Genomic DNA, 21,014 nt, shown 5'->3' with positions numbered 1-21,014 from the left:
TAATACACAAAAAAAGATATATTTTTCTTTAGGAATATTGTTGGTATCCTGCGCCGCTTTTGCCGGAAAACACAGCACATTGTCCAATTAGGAACTGATACCGGCCCGCCTGCCAGGCTTTCCGCCAGAGCAGGAGGATCACTTGTCCCTTGTTCTGTATACAGCCCCTTCCGCACCCGCCGGGCAGAATGCACAGGCGGCCGGGCAGCGCGGACTGCCTGTTGAGGTCCGCACACAAGGCGGACTGCGCACACAGGCACATGGGACAGCCTGTTTCCGGCAGGATCTGGGATTTACAGCGACAGAATACGGCAGACAGCAGCGGGGATTGTTACCGGATTATTAATTAATTGTTTAAAGAAAGCAGGTGCAAAGTATGTATCAGGATGATTACAAACGCTGGCTGGAAGCTGATCTGATCGACTGTGATCTTCACACTGAGCTCAAAAATATCGAGGGCGATGATGACGCCATCAAAGAGCGCTTCTCGATCGCGCTTTCCTTTGGTACAGCAGGTCTTCGCGGCACACTGGGCGCAGGCACGAACCGCATGAACATCTGGGTAGTCCGTCAGGCTACGCAGGGTGTTGCCGAGTGGGTCAAGACCCAGGGCGGCACTCAGACCGTCGCCATCAGCTATGACAGCCGTCTGAAAGGCTGGAACTTTGCCCGCGACGCAGCAGGCGTCCTGGCCGCCAACGGCATCAATGTCCGCATCTATGACGAGCTGATGCCTGTCCCCGCATTGAGCTTTGCTACCCGTTATTACAACTGCAACGCGGGTATCATGATCACCGCTTCCCACAACCCCGCCCAGTACAACGGCTTCAAGGCCTACGGCCCCGACGGCTGCCAGATGACCGATGACGCGGCCGCTGTCGTCTACGACGCGATCCAGAAGACCGATGTCCTGACCGGCGCCAAATACATGTCCTTCGCGGAAGGCGTGGAAAAGGGATTCATCAAATTCGTCGGCGACGAGTGCAAAGAAGCCCTCTATGAGGCGATCGAAGCCCGCCAGGTCCGTCCGGGTCTGTGCAAGACCGCCGGCCTCAAGCTGGTCTACTCTCCTCTGAACGGCACCGGCCTCGTCCCTGTGACCCGCGTCCTCAAGGATATGGGCATCACCGATGTCACCATCGTTCCCGAGCAGGAATATCCGAACGGCTATTTCACCACCTGCTCCTATCCCAACCCCGAGATCTTCGCTGCTCTTGAAAAAGGCCTGAATCTGGCGAAGGAAGTCGGCGCAGACCTCATGCTGGCAACCGACCCCGACGCAGACCGTGTCGGTATCGCCATGAAATGCCCGGACGGCTCCTACGAGCTGGTCTCCGGCAACGAGATGGGCGCCCTGCTGCTCGACTACATCTGCGCGGGCCGCATCGAGAAGGGCACAATGCCCAAGAACCCCGTCGCTGTCATGTCCATCGTCTCCACCCCTCTGGCAGAGAAGATCGCCGAGAACTACGGCGTCGAGCTTCGTCAGACCCTGACAGGCTTCAAGTGGATCGGCGACCAGATCGCCCAGCTCGAGGCAGCAGGCGAAGTCGACCGCTTCATCTTCGGTTTCGAAGAGAGCTACGGCTATCTGGCAGGCCCTTATGTCCGTGACAAAGACGCCATCATCGGCTCCATGCTGATCTGCGAGATGGCTGCCTACTACCGCAGCATCGGCTCCAGCATCAAGCAGCGTCTGGAAGAAATCTATGCCCAGTACGGCCGCTACCTCAACAAGATCGACACCGTCGAGTTCCCCGGCCTGTCCGGAATGCAGAAGATGGCCGACATCATGGCCGGACTTCGCGACAACGCTCCCGCCGCGTTCGGCAGCCTGAAGGTCGCCTCCGTGACCGACTACGCGAAACCGGAAGAGACCGGCCTGCCCAAGGCAAACGTTCTCTCCTATGTCCTTGAGGACGGCGCGAAGGTCATGATCCGTCCCTCCGGCACAGAGCCCAAGATCAAGGCCTACTACACCACCCTGGGCAAAGACCTCGCGGCCGCACAGGCTGAAAAGGATGCCCTCTCCGAGGCCATCAAGCCCATTTTCTCCTGATGGGACACAGCCCTGATGTGACGCTTGATGTGACATAGACAGACAGCTTCCTCCTGATGAGTCATAGACAGACGGCTTCTCCTGATGTGTCATAGACAGACGGCTTTCCGGCAGACTGCTTTGTCTGCACACCGCGCCGGCACATTTACCGTGCCGGATCATTTACCGCGCTGGCGCATTTTAAAATGCCCTTGTCTGTCACAGTGGCATTTACAGGAATACCGGAAGTATATTTACAACATTAGGCACAGATAAAAAGCGCTGCTGCATTGCGAAATTTCAGCAATGCAGCAGCGCTTTCTTCTTTCTGTATTAACAGGTTTTGTCAAATTCAACCCGCTTCAATTGCCTGCCCCGATTCTGTTCCTTGCGAAACAGGGACGAAACAGGCCTTCATTCCTTTTTTATCCATCTTTCATTATCCGGGACCGGCTTTCCTCATCCAGACCCGGCTTTCTTTATCGGGGTTCATCTTGCTTTATGCAAATCATCCAAATGGGAGTACCTGCAGGGCCAGGCCCAGCGCACACAAAAGCCCTCCGCCGATGGCATAGGCCGTCCCGCTGGGAGACACGCCCCAGGCGCGGCCGGAAATGTAGCCTGCCACGGCTGACGCGGCAGAAATGAGGAAGGCGGCCGCGATCACCTGCGGCAGGCTGAAGCAGAGCAGGCCGCAGACGATCCCTGCCAGTAGCCCGTGCACACACAGGCGCAGGGCCAGAAGGATATCAGTTCGGAAATCCACTTTTTCCATGCGGTGCTCCAGAATGATCCTTTTCCCGAAGGCCAGCATAAACATACGGACACCGATGGCAGCCAGGATCACTCCGGAGATAACGTGCACCCAGAACTGGCTTCTGTGTTCCGTCAACTCCAGTCCCAGGAGCCCGCTTCCCGCCGCGTAACCTGCCAAGATCGCCAGCAGTTCAAATACTGCCCAGAGCAGGGACATCAGTGCCGTCCTGACATCGATCCTGACCAGATTTGCCCCTCTCTGCACCACTATGCCGAAAATATCACAGGCCATAGCCATTGCGATCAATAGGATAAACAGAGTGTGGATATTCATTTATCCTGCCTCCTGCGGGAAAACCGCTGTAACAAAATCTTTAACAAACCCTTCTTTTCTCATCCGCTTCAACACCGGCGGGCCTGCGGATAATCATTCTTTCTCATCCGCTTCAGCACCGGCGGGCCTGCGGATAATCATTCTTTCTCATCCGCTTCAACACCGGCGGGCCTGCGGATGATCATTCTTCCTCATCCGCTTCAACACCGGCGGCCTGCGGATAATCATTCTTCCTCATCGACTTCGACGCCGTCGGTTTTGATGATGAACCTGACATTGTTGTCCGCGTTCTCCAGGGCGCCGCTGAAGGTCTTGTAGACCTTGGCCGCCTCCTTGACCTCCATCAGGCTGTCGTCCAGAGACCGGATATTATTCCTGTAGATATCCGCGAGCTTCCGGATCCCGTCATCGCGGAATTCAATGACGCCGTCGTTGAGCTCGATGCAGCCGTCCAGCATCTCCTGCATGCCGTCGGAGAATTCTCCGACGCCGTCCTGGAGTTCATCCATACCGTCATTGAGTTTTCCGGAGTTTTTGTTGAGCTTATGGGTTCCGTCAGAGAGCTTGTCCGTACCTTTTTTGAGTTCTTCGGTTCCCTTGAGGTACTTGGCGATACCGCTGCTGAGCTGGGAAACGCCCTTCTTCGCCTCGATAGTCCCGTCAGACAGAGTCTTTGTCCCGGCCGCGAGGTCGTCAGCTCCCTTGTTTAGAGCTTCGGAATTCTTTTTCAGCTCCGCCGTGCCTTCCGACAGCTGACCTGCTCCCTGCGCCAGCTGTTCCACTCCCTTTGTATAAGCCGCTACGCCTTCTTTGAGGGTATCTGATCCGGAGCCTGCATTGTCGAGACCTTCAGCCACCTGATCCGCTCCATCCCTGATGTTGGATACGCCCTGACTGATCGCGCCGTTATTGGATTTCAGCTTGCTGAGGACACTGTAAAGGGAATGGTCGTCTTCTCCGTAGAGGGATTCGTACAGCTGCGAGATGCCGCTGTCCACCTGTTTTGCCCCCTGGGAAACTTTGGTCCCGCTCTTTTCGAGCGTATCCAGGTCATCCTCCGCTTCGCTCAGGGATCCGTTGAGCTTCGCGAGCCCTCCGCTGACCTGCTCCGCGCCGTTCTTGAGGGCGTCGATGGAATCTTTGCTCTCCTCCAGGGCTTCGCCGGCTGATTTTATCCCTTCCGCTGCTTTTCCAATCGCGGAGGCATCCTTGCCCAGTGTTCCGGCGTCCTCCTTCAGGTCGTCCGCCGCATCCTTCAGACCGGAGACAGACAGGTCGTCCGCCGCGTCCGCTGCCGACTTGAAGCCGTTGGCTGCCGTTTTGACCGCGGAGGCCTTTTTTGCAACCTCTTCCGCGGCGCTGTCCACCTCACCGGCTCCTTTGGTAAGGCTGTCCGCCGCCTTGGAAACGGCTGAACCGGCATCCTCGACCGTCGAACCGGCTTCGCCCACGCTGTCCCCGGCTTCGTCAAGGGCTTTTTTCGCCTTGCTGATCTTGTCGTCGAGGCTGTCGCCGGCACCGTCCGCCTTGTCTTTGATGGAAGCGATCTTTTTGTTCCGGCTCTCGATCACGCCGTTCGCTTCCTCGATATGATCATTGGCTGTCTTGATCGCGTCCTTGAATTCGCCGGACCCGGAGTGGTCCTTGACCTCTTCGTAGGCTGCGGAGGCAGCTTTGGAAGCAGCCGCGCTGATGATCTTATCCTTGTCCACGCCTTCGACACCCTCGAGCTTATCCCCGATGGCGTCCTCCACAGCATCCTTTACAGCGCTCCGGATATCATCCTCGCTGACGCTGTCTCCATCCGGCGTGTCCACCTTGTCGACCTTTCCCTCATCGCTGCCATAACCGTCGCCGACCGCGTCCAGGATCCCGTCGACAGGGGAACTGATCTCTTCGACCGCTTTCTTTGCGGCATCGATCTTGTCCTCCGCCGCATCCGTCTTCTTTTTCGCCGTTTCCCCGGCTCCGGAGGCATCCTCCTTTGCCTTTTCAGCGGTATCCTTCAGTCCCTTTGTTTTGTCCTTCAATCCGCTTCCGGCCTTTTCAGCCTCCTCAGCCGCATCGATCACGTCCTTCGCCTTGTCCGAGGCATCGGAGATCTTTTTCCGGGCGGACTCTGCTTTTTCAATAAAATCCTTCGCGTCAGAGGCACCGTCTCCGGCATGTCCGGCTGCTTCTTTGGCATGCTCTGCCGCCGAACCCGCAGTCTTTGCCGCCGCTTCGATCCCGCTTCCCAGGGAATCGACCTTACCGGAGAGAGAACGGACTCCCTCCGTGACCTTTGAAGCGCCATCCGCCAGCTGCTCTGTGCTGTCTTTCACGTTCCTGACGCTCCCGACCAGTTTGCCCACACCGTCCGCATAGGCGGGTGCGCCCTGTTCATCATCCGCCAGCGCCGCAGCGCCGTCCCGGAGCGTCCGCGCCCCGTCTTTGCTTTCGCCGAGTCCTTCGCTCACGGAGGCAACGGCTCCGGTATAGACAGAGAGCTTGTCGTCGAGCTCCTTGAGCCCGCCTCTGAGCGCAGTCATCCCTTCCCCGATCGTCTTTACGCCGGAAGTGAGATCCGAGATGCCGCCATTCAGGTCTTTGTCTTTCTCTGTCAGCTTGCCGGCTCCCTGGGAGAGTGCCAGCGCGCCGTCAGCCGCCTGGTCCGCTCCCGCCGTGTATTTCTTAACTCCGCCGGCCAGATCAGAGGATCCCTTTGCCGCCGCTGCCGCGCCTTCCGCCAGCTTCACTGAGCCATCGACGAGGCCTTTTACTCCTTTACGAAGCGTCTTATTATTCCCTGTCAGGGTCTTTGCCCCCTTTGCCAGGGTGTGCGCGCCGTCATCGACCTTGTCCACGCCGTCCGTGTACTCCTCGACACCGTCCGCCAGCTCATCCACTCCATCGGAGAGCTCGTCCACGCCGTCCCTGGCCTCCTCAACGCCGTCCACCAGATCCTGTGTGCCGTCTGCGAGGTCATTGCCGTCGTCTTCCAGATCCGTGACCGCATCATCCATGTCGCTGAACACGTCCGAATGATCCTCGTCAAAATCCCTTTCATCCTCCTCGTCCATGGCAAAGAGGTTGGAAAAGACCATTGTCATGCAGGTGCTCATCTTGAAATCAGTAGCGTCCATCGTGATCTCGACACTTCCGGGGATATCGACCTCATCGATCCGGTTCTTGGTATCCTGTTTATCTTCCTCATCATCCCCGATTTTCTCAACGATATCCTTGGATTCGCTGCGGACTGTGTTCAGACTCTCCTGCAGACCCGGAAAAGCCATTCCCACGACGATCGTGTTTTTGCCCTCCGAGATCACCGAACCGTTGTCAACATCGATATTGGTCGCCGTGTCATTGGAAAAGGCCATGCCGGACACAGCCGCGAAAGGCACGTAGACATTTTTATAAGGAACATTATTGGTATATTCGATGCGGATCCTGACCTTTCCGCTCTTGCCTGCCAGGTCCTTCGCGGCGATCTCCCTGCCGTCCAGATAGTAGGTGATCTTTTCCGAGACAGGAGGCTGCTGCGTTGTCGTACCCTGATAATAAATATCCTTTCCGCCGGCATTCCAGGTGATCTCTTCCCCGTTCCTGTCATAGGTCTCATCGCCCTTGACATTTTCTATATCAGACAGATCGGAAAGATCCTCGAGCTTGTCCTTTCCATCGGGATTCTTGAGCCAGTTGGAGACCGTAATATCCCTCTGGTTCCCGTATTCATCCGTGAAAATATAAACCGTCTCCTCCTTGGAAGCCCCGCTGGAGACCTGGCTGACCGCCTCGGTAACGGCTTTCTCCAGATCAATGCTGTCACCACTGTCCTCTTCGTCTCCCTCAGCACTGGACCAGAGCACATCCCTGCCCGCCCCGGCAGACCTGACCGGGCTGCCGCCTGCCGCCTGAGGATCACAGACCGCCGCGAGGGTGGTCACTGCCGTCATATTGGACCCTGCTGCAAGAACAGCGGATAAAACCATCGCAATAATCTGATTTTTTCTCATTTCGAAATACTCTCCTGTCACTACCGAAATACAATCCTGTCACTTTCGAAATACTATCGTGTCATTTTCGAGCTGCTACCCTGCCGCTTTCGAAAATACTATCCTGTTACAAATATCATTAAATTGGCTGCGGTTTTGATAAACCGCTTTGATTATAATAAGAAAAAAGGATTGAATATGAGAATATCCAATCCGGAATCCGTGTTGCAAGTGAATATACAAACCGACTATTTTGTATACCGATATCCTTTTCCTTTAAAGTTCCTCCAGAATATCCCACATGGACCGGGTGCCAATATATTCATAGATAGTGGCCATCTCCTCAGGCGGTATCGTCATACCCGTCCGGATCCATTCGAGCACAATATAAGACATCGAATTCCCATAATAGTGAGCCAGATTCTCCGGATTCATCCAGGCATGGCGAGGATGCCTCCTCTCTGCCCCGTTTTCCCGGAAAATATCCAGCAGCAGGGCATAAGCGCATTCCTCCACGATCTCGGAAAAAGAATTCTGCCCCTCGATCCTGACCGCATGCATGTAAAACTCTTTGTCCTGCAGAAAATTGCTGAAGATCAGGATCAGAGATTCCCGGTACATCCGGTTGGAGATCAGGATCCGGACTGGATCGAGGATCTCCCTGCGGACGATCCAGGCAAGGAGATCATATTTGTCCTGAAAATGATTATAAAAAGTCACACGGATGACACCTGCCCCGTCCGCGATCTGCTTGATCGTAATCTTCTCAAAAGGCATTTTCGTCACAAGCCCTTTCAGGCTCACGGCAAGCTTTGTTTCAATGTCCCTCTTTTCTTCCAAACAAAAGACCTCCTGCCATCAGTCAGCAATCTTTGCTTACAGTGCGGCAACAATACTTCTTAATAGCTGTTTTCCATAGCTGTTTTCCTGTCAGACCCTGTAAAAAAAGTCACAGACAGACCAGACAGCCCAGACTGAGCAGCCTTGCTCCGGCTTAGTTAGTATCGCCTTACTCCAGCCCGGTTATTATAACACATTCCCACGGGATTTGTCAGAAAAATATAGCAGCTCCTGTTTCCTGCGTTTTCTGTTCCCTTTTTTTAGCATCCCTGTTTCTAATTCATGTTTCCGATTCCCGTTTCCGGGTTTACAAATAGTTTTCGTTACTGCTCCCGCTTCCGCCTGCTGCCGGAGTTTTCAGGAAAACACACTTACCAGCAGATACAGCAGCGGCTGATGCAGCAGATAAATCAGCAGGGAATATTGTCCGATCAGGTTCAGGAGCGGTGCCCTCAGATGAAAAACCGGCCTCGAAAACACTTTTCCCTTTTCCATCAGCCTGCAGAGACAGATCCCTGTCTGAAAAAGGAAGATCCACGGAATCAGGGAAAAATAATCCGTAGAGAAAAATCCTTTCATCGGAAAGCCCGCGGCTGTCAGGATCCAGCCCCCTGCACCTTCCCTCTTATACAAAAAGGCAGGAAGCGCCAGGCGGAAAACAGGTCCCAGCTGCAGATATCCCCGGTTCACCCATCTTGTCACATGAAAGAAAAAGGCACTGAGCAAAACCCCTGCGGCCGGTTTAGTAAGCCCGCCTGTTGATTCAACGGCTGCAGCCGTTTTGACAGGCCCGCCTGAAAACTCATCTTCCGCAGTTCTCCACCCGCAAAGCTGCTCTGACCGCCCTTTTTTTATCTGCCGCCCTGCGCCGGCCAGCAGCATGGCAGCACCGTGAAAAGTCAGTACTCCAAAGAGCACCCTCTCCTCATACATGGCAAAAACGGTCACTGCGCTCACCAGGATCCCGCAGGCACTGACCAGCAGACCTCTGCGAAAAATATGCTTCGAAAACGGCACGCAAAAACCTGCCAGCAAAATAAAAGACCTGCAGATGCTCTGCTGCCACAGATGCCCGCCGATCCCCTCATACCACGTGCGCGCGGTGCTCATTTCCGCTCCGAAACGGGACAGATACAGCAGATCCCACATCCCGTGATACAGGACCATACTGATGATCGTCAGACCTCGGATCATGTCCAGCGTCTCCAGCCTTCCGCCTGTCCCTCCGGCTTTCTTGTCTGTTACTGTCCACGCCCCCTCAAAGGGCGTGGACATGGACCGCTTTCGCGCGGCGGATCCAATACGCTTCGCTGTGCGCAACACACTCTGCGAGGGTGTTCGCACCGTTGAACCCGGATTTTTCGCGAAAAAGCCGCGAAAAACGCCTCGAGCTTCGAGCCGGTCTGTATAGTAACTCCTGTCTATATCAGCCATATCAGTATATCATTAATCCTCTTGTGAATCTTTAAAAAAAACGGTAAACTCGAATCAGTTCCAGTTATTCCTGAAAAGAAAAGGATCGATCACAGGAACAAACCGCAGCATCAAAGTCAGAAAGTAAGGGACTGTCCGAAAATACCTTAGGAAAGCCGCACAGGATTTTCTTTGGAGTACAGGGAAAAAACGCATGGCGATAATGGATCTTCGATTCATGGGCATCGCCGGGGCTTTTTAACGCAGTGATCGGAAGAAAAGACTTGCAGGTATTCCTAAGTCATTACGTGACAGGTCCTAAAGTCAGGGAGCTGATTATCATGGAAATAGAACGCAAATGGATCGTCAAAAACTGGCCGCAGGAAACCGATTCTCTTCCTCTGCTCAAAGAGGAACTGATGCGGCAGGGCTATATCACCGTTCGTCCCACAGTCCGGATCCGGGAGGAGTCCGTCATGGGAGGGGACACCGATTACGTTGTCTGCTTCAAGTCCTCAGGCACCCTTGCCCGCAAGGAAATCGAAATATCCGTCAGCGAGGAAAAATTCAGGGAACTTGAAGACCTGATCGGCATTCCACTTATCCCCAAGCTCCGCCGCACCTATCTGCTTCCCGACGGTCTCCACCTGGAAGTCAACCTTGTCGACGAGGGCAGAAAAACTGAATTCATGTACGCGGAAATTGAATATTCCTCCGAGGAGCAGGCTCTTTCCTGGGACCCTGCCTCCGTCGGCCTGCAGGAATATCTGTCTGATGATGTCACAGATCAGCCGACCAGGACCATGGGCGCTTTCTGGATCCTCACCCGCCTGAAGAATAAAAGCTGACGATATTTCCAAAGACTCTTAGAAGAATCTTTCTTATTGAATCTTATAGAAGTAGAAGATCCCTGTAAAAGGCTCTTTATAGCAGACCCCTCTAGAAGGTCTTTGTAAAAGATTCCCTGTTGAAAAAACCTCAGTGATATCTTGCCATCTCACTGATCAGGTGCATATCCTCAAACGCGGCGGGAATCCTGAGCTGAGAATCACTCCCGCCCGCAGTCTCATTGGTGACCGCACCGTAGAGGATGTAGCAGCCCCTCTTTTTCTCCACCCGCTTCAGCTGAGTCACCGACCAGTCCACCATACGGGGAGTCGCCATGGTCATCGAAGCCGCCTGATGATAGACGATTTTCTTTTTATAGAGGTCGATCGACCCCGTCTTAAGCAGCCTCGTCTTCCCATAGGAGAGAAACCATACTGTCGGGAAAGCAAAAATCGAGGGAATGACATAGATGACAGTCAACAGACCGATCAGCTTCAGCAATACCGGGGGGACACTGTCTACCCTCAGTATACCTGTATTGATCAGCGCAATCTCCAGCGTTGCAAGAATAAGCCCGGGCAATGTCCAGCTCATGATCTTGTTATAGATCCGGCCGGCTCCATCTTCATAAACGCTGTTATCAAAAACCAATGTCCGCATGCGCAGCCCCTTTCCACTTTATCGCCCTTGTAGTCAGTTTTTTCTTATTTTAATTGTCTTAATTGCTTTTAATTGACAATTTTTAATTGGGAATGATCTGTTATATAATAATCTGAATTAAAATCAATCTGAATCTAAAAATGATCCGGCTCTGTCTTCATCTGTATCTATACTGATCCAACAATATTTATAATAATCTATCACAAACACTTAAAATAATCTAACATACGCAAATAATAAGTAAAAGGAGAAATGTCTATGGAAAAGATTGATCTGCATATGCACAGCTCTTTTTCAGACGGGACAGATACTCCCGACCAGCTCGTGAAAAAAGCGAAGGCTTCCGGAATCGGTCTGATCGCCCTCACGGATCACAACACACTCGCGGGGATCGACGCCTTCCGCGAAGCCTGCCATAAGTACGACCAGGCCGGAATAGACGGGATCGAGCTGAGCACAGGCTGGCCGGAGCAGGACACCTCCCCCGGCACGGAACCTCCTGAGATCCACGTATTGGGTTATTTCCCGCCCTCCTCGGATTTTTCCTCTCCCGCTTTTGAGCCCCTGCGCAGAGTGATCCGGGAATATAAAGTGACCAAGATCCGGCACAATGAGGCCATTGTAAAAAAAATGGAGGATGCCGGCATCGGAGAGGGCAGAGTCACGGTGGACGGCTTTTATGCCTACGCGCACACAATTAGCGATTCCGGCAATTACAACCGGGTCCACATCGCCCGCTATCTCGTGCATCTGAACGTCGTCTCCTCCATAAGCGAGTCAATGGAGGTCTATATCGGCAAAAAATGTCCCTACTACGTTCCCCGCAAGACCATCACGGTTGCAGAGGCAATCGATGCCATCCATGCCGGAAGCGGAGCTGCCGTCATTGCCCATATCGGGGAATATCATTTTTCAGGGACCAGGCTCCAGACCTTCTTTGACTACTGTCTGCAGAACGGGGTCGATGGCTTCGAGCTGCTTCACCCGCACAACACACCTGAAGACGCAATGCAGATCCTCGCTCTCGCTGACCGGGTCCTCCGTACAAGCGGTCGTACCCTGCTCCTCACTGCAGGCTCGGACTTCCATGGAGCCCACAAACTCAACCAGCAGGCAGTCCCCTGGGGTATCCCCTATTCCTGGGACGTTCCGGAGGGCTGAGTATTTTTCGGTTTCCAATAATACGCCAAAGGGGATGGTCCCTCCTGACTGACCAGGAGGCCATCCCCTTTTTCATCATAATAAACCAGTGTGCCGTCTGGCGAAAAAAGTTCTATCGCCCGGCAAAAATACTTTTACTGCCCAAAATCAGGCAAGCAGATCCTCACCGGGGCCCATCATGGGGATATCGACAGCTGTCGCATCCTCCAGATGGAAGACCATCATCTTATGGCCGGTCTTTTCATTATAAATATCCTTCAGCATAGGCATGACTTCCAGTCCTGCCGCCTCGTATTTGGGATCTGTGTCAAAGACGACCCTGCCGGTATACCGCAGCCAGTGTCCATCGGGTTTTGCTGCCACGATCTCAACCTTCGGATTTACGGTCATTTGCTTATAAACATCCTTGAAATCGCCGACACCAAACATCTCCTTGCCTTCCATTTCCATATGGAATCCAAGGGGACGAAGCTTCGGCTGGTCTCCATCAACCGTCGCAAGGAAAAACACCCCTGCCTCATTCAGAAAATCATGGATTTTACTCATCTGAACTACCTCCTCTTTGTCATTTCACCAGAACCGGTTTTCAGTTTTATTTTATTCTAGCCTTTATTCGCACACAGCGCAACTGACACAGTGTACCCAACCGCTGCTGCTACAGTACAGACGTTACAGACAGACCGGTTCGAAACTCGAGCGTTTTGCGTAGTTTCCATCGCAAAAACCCGAAGAGAGACAGGTCTGTACTTCCTCTACTGTCTGATCGACCCGGAGAGTTCATCGATGAGATGAACGCGGAAGGTACCTGTCCCGCCGTGTTCCGCCGCAGTGTGTTCCTGAGCTCTTTCCGCGCAGACATTCATCATCCCGCAGCAGGCCGCTGCGCTCAACGCGCTGTTCTCTACCGAGAGAAAGGCACCCAGAAGCACGCTCAGCATGCAGCCTGTGCCAGTGACTCTCGTCATCCAGGCTGATCCCCCATGCACAGAATAGACACGATCCCCGCTGACGACAAAATCGGTCTCCCCGGAAGCGATCACGATCGCTCCGGTCATTCGGGAAAGCTGCCGCGCACAGCGCACGGTCTCTTCGGACAAGGAAAAATCCGAGGAGGGCTGGTCTTCAGATATCTCCGCGCGAGACTGTCCGTTTTTATCCGCCGGGCCCTCTGTTTTTTCCTGCAAAAATAAATCATCCACTCCCCTGGCGGTTCTGTGGTCTGTCGCCAGCGCCCGGATCTCCGCCCCGTTTCCCCGGATACAGGCCGGATGCACGGCGTCGATCAGTTCCAGACACTTCCGGCGCCGGAAGGCCGAGGTGGCACAGCCGACGGGATCAATGACCACCGGTCTTGAAGGCCCTGCGGTATCTGCCTTTCCCGCTGCCATCATGGCTTCCAGCGACTCCGTCGCGCCCATGTTGCACACCAGGGCGTCGCAGACTGCGGCGAACTCCTCCATCTCCTCCGGATGATGGGCCATGGTCGGCGAAGCCCCGACAGCCAGCAGGGCATTGGCACAGTCGTTGACAGTGACAATGTTGGTGATGCACTGGACAACAGGGTGCCTGCGCAGTATCTCCATTTTCAACCTGCTGACCTGTCCCGGCAGGCACAGTTCCTGGGCCGCTTTCCACAGATCCCGTGTCCTTGACTCGATATCCTCGGCCGCGAAGATCCCGCTGACAATGGCAAAACCGCACATTTTGCGGCCTTCCAGTTCGCGGATATTGTCCAGGGTGACCCCGCCGATCGCGACGACCGGTATGGAGACACTTTCGCAGATCTGCTGGAAATAAGCGGGATCCATGGGCTTTGCGTCCTTTTTGGTGGATGTCCCGAACACCGCGCCGCTCCCCAGATAGTCCGCGCCGGCCTCCTGAGCCGCCAGCGCCTGCTCTACCGTTCTGGCTGTGACCCCGATGACCGCGTCCTCTCCCAGCAGTTCCCGCGCCTTCGCCGCCGACATATCGTCCTGCCCCACATGCACACCGTCAGCGCCGATCTTTTTTGCCAGCATTACGTCATCATTGATCAGAAGGGGCACCCCGTACTGCCTGCAGAGCGCCAGGATCTCCCGCGCCTCCTGCTCCAGTGCCTCTCCCTGCAGCTCCTTTTCCCTCAGCTGCACCATCGTGGCGCCTCCCCGCAGCGCCTCCTCCACCTGCTGCGCCAGAGTCCTCCCGCGCAGCCAGGATGTATCCGTCACTGCATATAACAGACAGTTTTCCACTTTCAAGCTCATCACATCATCCCTCTATACTCTTTACTTTTATAACCGGTATCAGACGCTGCTACTTCATAACTTCCAAAATAACAGCAGGTTTTTTCTTACGATTATTGTGTCAACAAAGCTCCGCCTTGTCAAAGCCCCGCCGATGTTACCGGGAGCCTCACATACTAAAACAGCAGGAATGTGCCGGTCTTATTTCAACAGGCAGATACAAAGATTAACAGACCACAGACAGGTATTGTGCTCCCCGCCTGTGGTCTGCCTGTTCTCCGTTCCTTCTATTAATTCCGGTTCTTCTTTAATTCCGTTCTTTTTTATTCCACTTCTTCTCTCAAGATGACCTATCACCCTACTTCTTCTCTCAGGCGGCCGATTATTCCGCGGCTGTGCAGCCCCAGTGTGACCACAGCCGCGATCAGGGTGCCTCCCACGGTACTGATCAGGAAGGGAACCACGAACATGAAGAGGGTCGCTCCCGCATTTCCCATGACCATGGAAGCGACCGGATAGGCCAGAATCCCGCCGATCACTGCAGTGCCAAAGATCTCCCCGATCCATGCTGCCGGAAGGGTCTTAAACCTCTGGTACAAAAGTCCCGAGAGCAGGGCGCCGCACATGCTGCCCGGAAAAGCCAGGGGAGTCCCGAGGCCGATCAGATTGCGGATCAGGCTCGCGATAAAAGCGGAGGCAAGCCCCCACGCAGGCCCGAGAAAAACCGCACACAACACATTGACCATATGCTGCACCGGGGCGCATTTTGACCCCAGCACAGGAAATGAAAACATCGATCCCACGACCGCCACGGCGGCAAAGATAGCTGTTAAGGCAAGTTTCCTGGTATTGACAGACTGTTCATTCGCTGACTGATTACTCATTGTGCATCTCCTTTTGATTCCACGAAATGCCCCCTGCCAGAGAACCGCCCGAAACAGTACAGAATGTTTTAATATATGGATTTTTACGGTACTTTGAATCGCAACTGTTGTATTTCCCTTTAAAACAAAATTATTTACGGTAAAACACACAAAATTGAAGAAGGTCCATTTTACTTATAAAATCCGGATCTCAAAAGAGTTTACCGAAATCCGGGATTTTATAGTCAGGACTTCAAATAAAATTCCCGTCGATCGCGAAGGCATGGTTCATGGGGCCGCTTCCCTTTCCGAGGTCCAGCATGGCAGAAAGCGCACCGGAAATATAATTTTTGGCGCTCTGCACGGCCGTCGGCAGATCGTACCCTTTCGCCAGCCCGGATGCGATGGCGCTCGAAAGCGTGCATCCGGTCCCGTGAGTATTGGGATTGTCAATCCTCTTCCCGTAAAACCAGGTCATTTTCTTCCCGTCATAAAGAAGATCATTGGCATCCTGGATACTGTGCCCGCCCTTGCAGAGCACTGCGCAGCCATATGCCTCATAGATCTCCTTCGCGACAGCTTCCATGTCTTCCATTGTCTGTACTGTCCTGCCGGAGAGCACCTCTGCCTCCGGAATATTGGGCGTGATCACCGCTGCAAGAGGCAGCAGTTCCTTTTTCAGAGTTCCGATCGCATCCTCACTGATCAGCCTCGATCCGCTCGTGGAAACCATCACGGGATCGACAACGATATTTTCCGCTCCATAATAACGGAGCCTTTCCGCAATCACCTCGATCAAAGCAGAGGATGAGACCATTCCCGTTTTTACTGCATCCGGTCTGATATCCGTAAAAATACGATCCAGCTGCTCTTTTAAAAATCCGGGAGTGACCTCCATAATATCTGTAACGCCGGTCGTATTCTGTGCAGTCAAAGCCGTGATCGCGCTCATGGCATAAACGCCATTCGCGGTCATGGTCTTGATATCTGCCTGGATGCCGGCGCCTCCGCTGGAATCACTTCCGGCGATTGTTAATGCGGTCCTCATTGTCTTCCTCCTTTCTCTCACAGGAATCAGCATTACATTTCTATAGCGGCAGAAAGTGGTGCCCCCAATCGGCCGCTTACTGGTTTATCCTCCTTTTCCCCACTCCGGTCAGACTGAAGTCTGGTCCGGACAGGGGGAGTCAGATTCTGTTCATCCAAACATCCTGAAAAAAATCACCCGGCCGCCTCGGAAATACTCCTCCAATAATCTCGCAAATGCCCTTACAGACATTTTGCAAATCTTTTGCAGATATTCCCCTGAGACGCTTCACAAATGCCCTTATGAATGTTTCACAGATGAACAAACGGGATGCCCGCGCAAGGCATCCCGCATAACTGCGATTTATTTCCCTACGTTGGCATTACCCAAATCAGGTTCCGGGTCGAAACATCCTCAGTTTCCTCTCAGCCGGCTGACTGCCAGCTCCCCTCTTGTGTTTTTAAACACCTAAACCATATCTTTTGCTATTATAAGCGCTCTTTTGAAAGATTTCAATGGTTTATTCTTCATTGCGCAAGACTCCAGGGCGAGTCTTGAATATTTCCGTCTGCTTTTTTCTTCCTTTTCTGATTTCTTTTTTCTTTTTTTAAGCTATTTCTTACTCTTATTTTAAGCTGTTACTCACTCTTACGTTTTTTTCTGAGCTTGCTTAATCGTCTTACTTACCGTCTCCAAAACCTCCGCCTGCGGCGGCTTTTTCTCCTGAAACGCCCGTTGCTGCCGGAATCCTGCAGAAACATTGTCCAGGCAGCGATCAGGATCATCATGCAGGCGAGAGCATAAATAATACCTACTCCGGACTCAAACGCTTTCTGCGAGCGCAGGGCAGTGGGATTTTTTGCTCTCCCGAAAAATTCCGTTTCCTCCACAGGGCTCTGCGGCTGACCATCGTTAACGTATCCCTCAGGAACCTGGCCATTCACGGCATTCTGCGGCTGACCATCGTTAACGTATCCCTCAGGAACCTGGCCATTCACGGCATTCTGCGGCTGACCATCGTTAACGTATCCCTCAGGAACCTGGCCATTCACGGCATTCTGCGGCTGACCATCGTTAACGTATCCCTCAGGAACCTGGCCATTCACGGCATTCTGCGGCTGACCTCCGTTAACGTATCCCTCAGGGAACTGGCCGTTTACAGCGTCCTGCGGCTGACCTCCGTTCACAAGTCCCTCAGGAGTCTGGGAATTCACAATATTCTCACCCTGACCGCTGTTCACGACATTTCCAGGTGCCTGATTATTGGCAGCCTGTTCATCTCCCTGCATAAGGCTGCTCATATCTCTGTTCGTCTCTGCAGCCGTCTGACTGCCAATGTTGAACCCTGAACCAGTATAAGCCCACGCTTCCGTCCCCGGCAGCACCGGAGCGAAGCGGTTCAACACAGGATTTCCCGGAGTCAATATTGAAAAAATAATCGCACACACCACAACAAATGCGGTGATTTCCATATTTATTTTTAATACAGACCGGCAGAAGAAACAGAATCCGTCTTCATCATTATCCGGCTTCTCTGCCCTTCTCCTGTACTTCCCTTTACTAAACATAATGCATCCCTCTGTCTGCCGGGCGCTGATGTGCATCGTACACACTTTCTGACTTTCCTTATTAACCCCGTCATTCCGTACAATGTCCTGCGTCCGCACAACGGATACAATCAAAAAAAGGGTCCCTCATACACTCATTTATACAATTATTGTACACGAAATTATATAAAGAAACCGTCAAAACAAAGAATAAAATGGGCATTCATGATGATCAGGCCAATCCGGAACAGTGGAGAGTCAGCCATCTGACTCCCAGATATGGTATAATTAAGAAGATTTACCAGGCAAATAATGTATGGTCATTAAAAAGGGAGGACTGCCATGTCCAGATTCAGACAGTATACTGACCGTGTCACTCTCCAGAGCGACAGCTGCTACTGCTGGAGACAGGATACAGAAAGGAAATATGAGCTGAGCCGCCTCAAAACCGGATTTACCGCATGCGCCATAATCGCAGTGTTTATTCTTGCCTTCGGGGTATTCCTTTCCATATTTAACGGTACATTTAACGGTACTCCAATAAATTATACTCTAAATGATATTCCGGCAAGCATATACGTCTTTTTCCTATGCGCGGCAGTTTTCATGCTGATCTCCATCCTTGTCTTCGGCCTCAGCACGCTTTTGGTCGATTCTCCCGGGGAGATTTATACAATGTGCGACACCTTTATACAAACGGGAGAAGGTCAATCCTCGGAGTATTTTTATTTCAAAAAGGCAAAAAAAGTGACTCTGACGCCGAGATACATCAAACTGAAGGGACGATTTGGGACCATGCGCGTCTATGTCTCGCCTAAGGACATGTCCTTCGTTAGAAACTATATCCTGAGCAGGGTCTCAGGCGATGCGGACATCGTGTACGTCTGACACATGGCTATGTTCAGGACGATGACGGTGATTGGGGGGGGGCTCAGGCGACGCGGATATCGTGTACTTCTGACACCCGGTCACGACAGCTCCGATTGCCCATTCAACCGGGTCTCAGGCGACACAGACATCGTGTACGTCTGACACTGGAAGAGCCGGAAAAAACTACTGTCGCATTATCGTGACTTCACAACTGCCGTGTGTAGTCTCCAGGGAAAGGATCACAGGTATGTGTTATCGATATTTTATGGAAGAATCACCGGAGCTGAGGCCTTTTGTGGAGGCCGCCCGCCATTCCGCGCTCGGGCGCAGGATGGTCAGCCAGCTGGGAAGGCCGCTGGTTACGTCCGGAGAGGTGAGGCCGACAGATATCGCTGTTGTCTCTGCTCCCAATCAGCATGGTCAAAGGACTGTGTTCCCCATGGTCTGGGGATTTTCCGGACGGTCGTCTCTGCTGTTCAACGCCAGGGTCGAGACAGCCGGGCAGAAACCGACCTTCCGCGAGTCGTGGGAGCGCAGGCGCTGTATCGTGCCCGCGTCCTGGTATTATGAGTGGGAGCATTTTCAGTCTCCGGACGGAAAGAAAAAGACCGGGGACAGATACACGATCCAGCCGCAGGGGGAGACGATCACGCTTCTGGCAGGCATGTATCGGATGGAAGAAAAAGACGGTATGCTCATCCCGCACTTCACGATCCTGACCAGGGAGGCCGCCGAAGAGATCCTTTTCATCCACGACAGGATGCCGGTGATTCTGAATGCCCGGGATGCGGCTGCCTGGATCGATCCAAAAACAGACCCGGCGACCGTTAAGACGATCGCCGGGCGCGCACGCACGGATATGATTTTTACAAAATGATGGCTTTATTTCTTATTGCCGGCTTTGAGCAGCGCCTGCAGGAGGGCTGTCCCGTCAGCAGCGCCGTCATTCTCTTTCTGGTTTGCGGAATCGTTTTTCTTTCCACCGCCAAAGAGGGCGCCGAAAATGCCGGAACCTGCAAGAGCCTCCAGAGGAGATGCCGGGGCCGCAGCAGCGGCCGGCTTTCCGGAAGCGGCCGAAGCAGTGGCGGCTTCGGAGACGCCGCTCATGAGGGCGGGAGCCATGATGGAAAGCACCTGCTTGATCTGGGCTTCATTGAGGCCGGTCTGGGCTGCGAGATCGTGTTCCACCTTCTTCTCGTTATTGCCCAGGATGTGGCCGATGATCTTTTCGCCGTCATCTTCATCCGCGTCATTGAGCTGTTGGGCCATGTCTTTTTTATTTGTGTGCTGGGACAGGGCGCCCAGAAGGGACAGTGCGCCGCTCCCCGAGCTGGTGGCATTGCCTGTCATGTACTTGAGCAGAAGCGGGATCGCCAGCATCATCAGCTTCTGGATCTGTTTGTTGGACAGACCTGTCTTTCCGGAAACAGAGCCGACTGACGACTGAGTAGTCATCGCCCCCAAAAGTAATTGCAGCAGATTCATACGAGTCCTCCTTTCAAAGAAACATAACGCAGCAATCGTCTGCGTGTCATGACGCTTCAACTCCAGACATATCGGTATTATTATACCACAGCGGGTACGCATTAATGCTGATATTTTAACATTTACTCACTTGAATCTGAATTTCCCGCTGTTTCCCGCCAGGGTGATAAAGGGTTCCAGTTTCCTGACGTCATGGTCCATATAGGCATGAACAAGCGCATCTCTCCCCATTTCCTTTTCCACTCCCCGCACGGCCGGCAGATAGATCAGATATCTGTTCTCAGGATTTTTCAGTTTATCATATTGCTCTCCGCAGATGAGACTTGTCAGATATTCGGTCAGTGCCTCGTTGACCCGGCTCCAGGCTTCGTTGACCAGAACCCCGGAGGACCACACACCGATCGAGAGCTGAAACCTCGCTGCCCGGTGGACAAATTCATGTACCAGACGGGGCTCTGTCAGCGGCAGCCCCTGATCATGGTAGCAGTAGATAAACCCTTTTCTGAAATCACACAGGGCGGGAGCATCGTTTTGAAACATGTTCCACCCGACCGGATCCTTGTAGCTGACATAAAAAACGTTCCGGTCGATGGGATCTATTCTCCGCCCTGAAATATCCATTCCCAGAAATTCCCTGTGAAGGCTGCCGTATTTTCCACCCAGAATGCGGTTTATTTCCTGTCTGTGGATACGTATCCTCATCCTTCTCCATCCCCCGGCTCCTTCTTCATGTCTGCGGACACAGCATATTTGTCCCCATTGAGATAAGGACTTGCCAGGCTCCTTCCTCATATCTGCGGACATTGAGATAATGACTTCCCAGGCTCTTTCCTCATGTCTGCGGACACAGCAGACCGCAAGCGGTCTGCTGTGTCAAGGCCTCAGAGCGTTCGTGCAGGCACGACGTTCACTCGGCTTTTCCGCAATGCTTAGGAGCTATCACGAATTAATCTATACATCTTGCTTGCCTGATTTCCCGAGATCTGCGTCAAA

The 21,014-nt window shown here is 53.1% G+C and carries 18 protein-coding genes and 1 riboswitch; of the genes, 6 read left to right on the top strand and 12 right to left on the bottom strand.

The features are described 5' to 3' along the window. Positions 1-142: 142 nt before the first annotated feature. A complete protein-coding gene (locus BLT02_RS13180; protein ID WP_092996420.1) occupies positions 143-346 on the top strand; it encodes a hypothetical protein in 204 nt (67 codons plus the stop codon). Between the two features lie 30 nt (positions 347-376). After that, a complete protein-coding gene (locus BLT02_RS13175; protein WP_092996417.1) occupies positions 377-2,059 on the top strand; it encodes a phospho-sugar mutase in 1,683 nt (560 codons plus the stop codon). Positions 2,060-2,546: 487 nt separating this feature from the next. Here BLT02_RS13175 and BLT02_RS13170 read toward each other — a convergent pair whose 3' ends face one another. From BLT02_RS13170 to BLT02_RS13155, 4 genes are all read right to left on the bottom strand, one after another. Then, a complete protein-coding gene (locus BLT02_RS13170; protein ID WP_092996415.1) occupies positions 2,547-3,128 on the bottom strand; it encodes a manganese efflux pump in 582 nt (193 codons plus the stop codon). Positions 3,129-3,352: 224 nt separating this feature from the next. Beyond that, positions 3,353-7,126, bottom strand: a complete 3,774-nt coding sequence (locus BLT02_RS13165) for a hypothetical protein (protein WP_092996412.1) — start codon at positions 7,124-7,126, stop codon at positions 3,353-3,355. A gap of 255 nt (positions 7,127-7,381) precedes the next feature. Beyond that, positions 7,382-7,945, bottom strand: a complete 564-nt coding sequence (locus BLT02_RS13160; protein ID WP_242869813.1) for a TetR/AcrR family transcriptional regulator C-terminal domain-containing protein — start codon at positions 7,943-7,945, stop codon at positions 7,382-7,384. 357 nt (positions 7,946-8,302) lie between these two features. Continuing rightward, positions 8,303-9,265, bottom strand: a complete 963-nt coding sequence (locus tag BLT02_RS13155; protein WP_175453839.1) for a heparan-alpha-glucosaminide N-acetyltransferase domain-containing protein — start codon at positions 9,263-9,265, stop codon at positions 8,303-8,305. A gap of 434 nt (positions 9,266-9,699) precedes the next feature. Here BLT02_RS13155 and BLT02_RS13150 point away from each other — a divergent pair, with 434 nt between their 5' ends. Then, positions 9,700-10,206 (top strand): CYTH domain-containing protein, encoded by a 507-nt coding sequence (locus BLT02_RS13150; protein ID WP_092996426.1) that lies wholly within the window; start codon positions 9,700-9,702, stop codon positions 10,204-10,206. Between the two features lie 130 nt (positions 10,207-10,336). Here BLT02_RS13150 and BLT02_RS13145 read toward each other — a convergent pair whose 3' ends face one another. After that, positions 10,337-10,846, bottom strand: a complete 510-nt coding sequence (locus BLT02_RS13145; protein ID WP_092996406.1) for a hypothetical protein — start codon at positions 10,844-10,846, stop codon at positions 10,337-10,339. A gap of 258 nt (positions 10,847-11,104) precedes the next feature. Here BLT02_RS13145 and BLT02_RS13140 point away from each other — a divergent pair, with 258 nt between their 5' ends. Beyond that, entirely contained in the window at positions 11,105-12,007 is a 903-nt protein-coding gene (locus BLT02_RS13140) for a PHP domain-containing protein (protein ID WP_175453838.1), read from the top strand. Between the two features lie 147 nt (positions 12,008-12,154). Here BLT02_RS13140 and BLT02_RS13135 read toward each other — a convergent pair whose 3' ends face one another. From BLT02_RS13135 to BLT02_RS13110, 5 genes are all read right to left on the bottom strand, one after another. Beyond that, the gene (locus tag BLT02_RS13135; RefSeq protein WP_092996401.1) at positions 12,155-12,553 is read right to left on the bottom strand and encodes a pyridoxamine 5'-phosphate oxidase family protein; all 399 of its coding nucleotides are present in this window, start codon (positions 12,551-12,553) and stop codon (positions 12,155-12,157) included. A 206-nt stretch (positions 12,554-12,759) separates the two neighbouring features. Next, entirely contained in the window at positions 12,760-14,250 is a 1,491-nt protein-coding gene (thiE, locus tag BLT02_RS18255) for a thiamine phosphate synthase (protein ID WP_347474988.1), read from the bottom strand. Between the two features lie 332 nt (positions 14,251-14,582). Then, the gene (gene thiW / locus BLT02_RS13120; RefSeq protein ID WP_092996398.1) at positions 14,583-15,113 is read right to left on the bottom strand and encodes an energy coupling factor transporter S component ThiW; all 531 of its coding nucleotides are present in this window, start codon (positions 15,111-15,113) and stop codon (positions 14,583-14,585) included. A gap of 232 nt (positions 15,114-15,345) precedes the next feature. After that, positions 15,346-16,140, bottom strand: coding sequence for a bifunctional hydroxymethylpyrimidine kinase/phosphomethylpyrimidine kinase (gene thiD, locus BLT02_RS13115; RefSeq protein WP_092996395.1), 795 nt, complete (start codon positions 16,138-16,140; stop codon positions 15,346-15,348). 330 nt (positions 16,141-16,470) lie between these two features. Next, positions 16,471-16,580, bottom strand: a riboswitch (TPP riboswitch). A gap of 222 nt (positions 16,581-16,802) precedes the next feature. Next, positions 16,803-17,687, bottom strand: coding sequence for a hypothetical protein (locus BLT02_RS13110; protein WP_139187619.1), 885 nt, complete (start codon positions 17,685-17,687; stop codon positions 16,803-16,805). Positions 17,688-18,008: 321 nt separating this feature from the next. Here BLT02_RS13110 and BLT02_RS13105 point away from each other — a divergent pair, with 321 nt between their 5' ends. Both BLT02_RS13105 and BLT02_RS13100 read left to right on the top strand, forming a co-directional pair. Then, a complete protein-coding gene (locus BLT02_RS13105; protein WP_092996389.1) occupies positions 18,009-18,554 on the top strand; it encodes a hypothetical protein in 546 nt (181 codons plus the stop codon). Between the two features lie 229 nt (positions 18,555-18,783). Beyond that, positions 18,784-19,413, top strand: a complete 630-nt coding sequence (locus BLT02_RS13100; RefSeq protein ID WP_092996387.1) for an SOS response-associated peptidase — start codon at positions 18,784-18,786, stop codon at positions 19,411-19,413. Positions 19,414-19,418: 5 nt separating this feature from the next. Here BLT02_RS13100 and BLT02_RS13095 read toward each other — a convergent pair whose 3' ends face one another. Together BLT02_RS13095 and BLT02_RS13090 are read right to left on the bottom strand one after the other, a co-directional pair. Then, entirely contained in the window at positions 19,419-20,021 is a 603-nt protein-coding gene (locus BLT02_RS13095) for a DUF937 domain-containing protein (RefSeq protein WP_175453837.1), read from the bottom strand. A 126-nt stretch (positions 20,022-20,147) separates the two neighbouring features. Beyond that, entirely contained in the window at positions 20,148-20,723 is a 576-nt protein-coding gene (locus tag BLT02_RS13090; RefSeq protein WP_092996381.1) for a hypothetical protein, read from the bottom strand. Positions 20,724-21,014 lie beyond the last annotated feature (291 nt).

This window comes from Sarcina sp. DSM 11001, from assembly GCF_900101015.1.
GTDB lineage: Bacteria > Bacillota > Clostridia > Lachnospirales > Lachnospiraceae > CAG-791.
Note: the sequence above shows the minus strand (reverse complement) of the source record. Positions and strands in the feature narration are given on the sequence as shown.

Coding starts and splice junctions, on each gene's coding strand:
- BLT02_RS13175 (WP_092996417.1), top strand. CDS start 377: ATGTATCAGGATGATTACAAACGCTGGCTGGAAGCTGATCTGATCGAC.
- BLT02_RS13170 (WP_092996415.1), bottom strand. CDS start 3,128: ATGAATATCCACACTCTGTTTATCCTATTGATCGCAATGGCTATGGCC.
- BLT02_RS13165 (WP_092996412.1), bottom strand. CDS start 7,126: ATGAGAAAAAATCAGATTATTGCGATGGTTTTATCCGCTGTTCTTGCA.
- BLT02_RS13150 (WP_092996426.1), top strand. CDS start 9,700: ATGGAAATAGAACGCAAATGGATCGTCAAAAACTGGCCGCAGGAAACC.
- BLT02_RS13145 (WP_092996406.1), bottom strand. CDS start 10,846: ATGCGGACATTGGTTTTTGATAACAGCGTTTATGAAGATGGAGCCGGC.
- BLT02_RS13140 (WP_175453838.1), top strand. CDS start 11,105: ATGGAAAAGATTGATCTGCATATGCACAGCTCTTTTTCAGACGGGACA.
- BLT02_RS13135 (WP_092996401.1), bottom strand. CDS start 12,553: ATGAGTAAAATCCATGATTTTCTGAATGAGGCAGGGGTGTTTTTCCTT.
- thiE (WP_347474988.1), bottom strand. CDS start 14,250: ATGAGCTTGAAAGTGGAAAACTGTCTGTTATATGCAGTGACGGATACA.
- thiW (WP_092996398.1), bottom strand. CDS start 15,113: ATGAGTAATCAGTCAGCGAATGAACAGTCTGTCAATACCAGGAAACTT.
- thiD (WP_092996395.1), bottom strand. CDS start 16,140: ATGAGGACCGCATTAACAATCGCCGGAAGTGATTCCAGCGGAGGCGCC.
- BLT02_RS13110 (WP_139187619.1), bottom strand. CDS start 17,687: ATGTTTAGTAAAGGGAAGTACAGGAGAAGGGCAGAGAAGCCGGATAAT.
- BLT02_RS13105 (WP_092996389.1), top strand. CDS start 18,009: ATGTCCAGATTCAGACAGTATACTGACCGTGTCACTCTCCAGAGCGAC.
- BLT02_RS13100 (WP_092996387.1), top strand. CDS start 18,784: ATGTGTTATCGATATTTTATGGAAGAATCACCGGAGCTGAGGCCTTTT.
- BLT02_RS13095 (WP_175453837.1), bottom strand. CDS start 20,021: ATGAATCTGCTGCAATTACTTTTGGGGGCGATGACTACTCAGTCGTCA.
- BLT02_RS13090 (WP_092996381.1), bottom strand. CDS start 20,723: ATGAGGATACGTATCCACAGACAGGAAATAAACCGCATTCTGGGTGGA.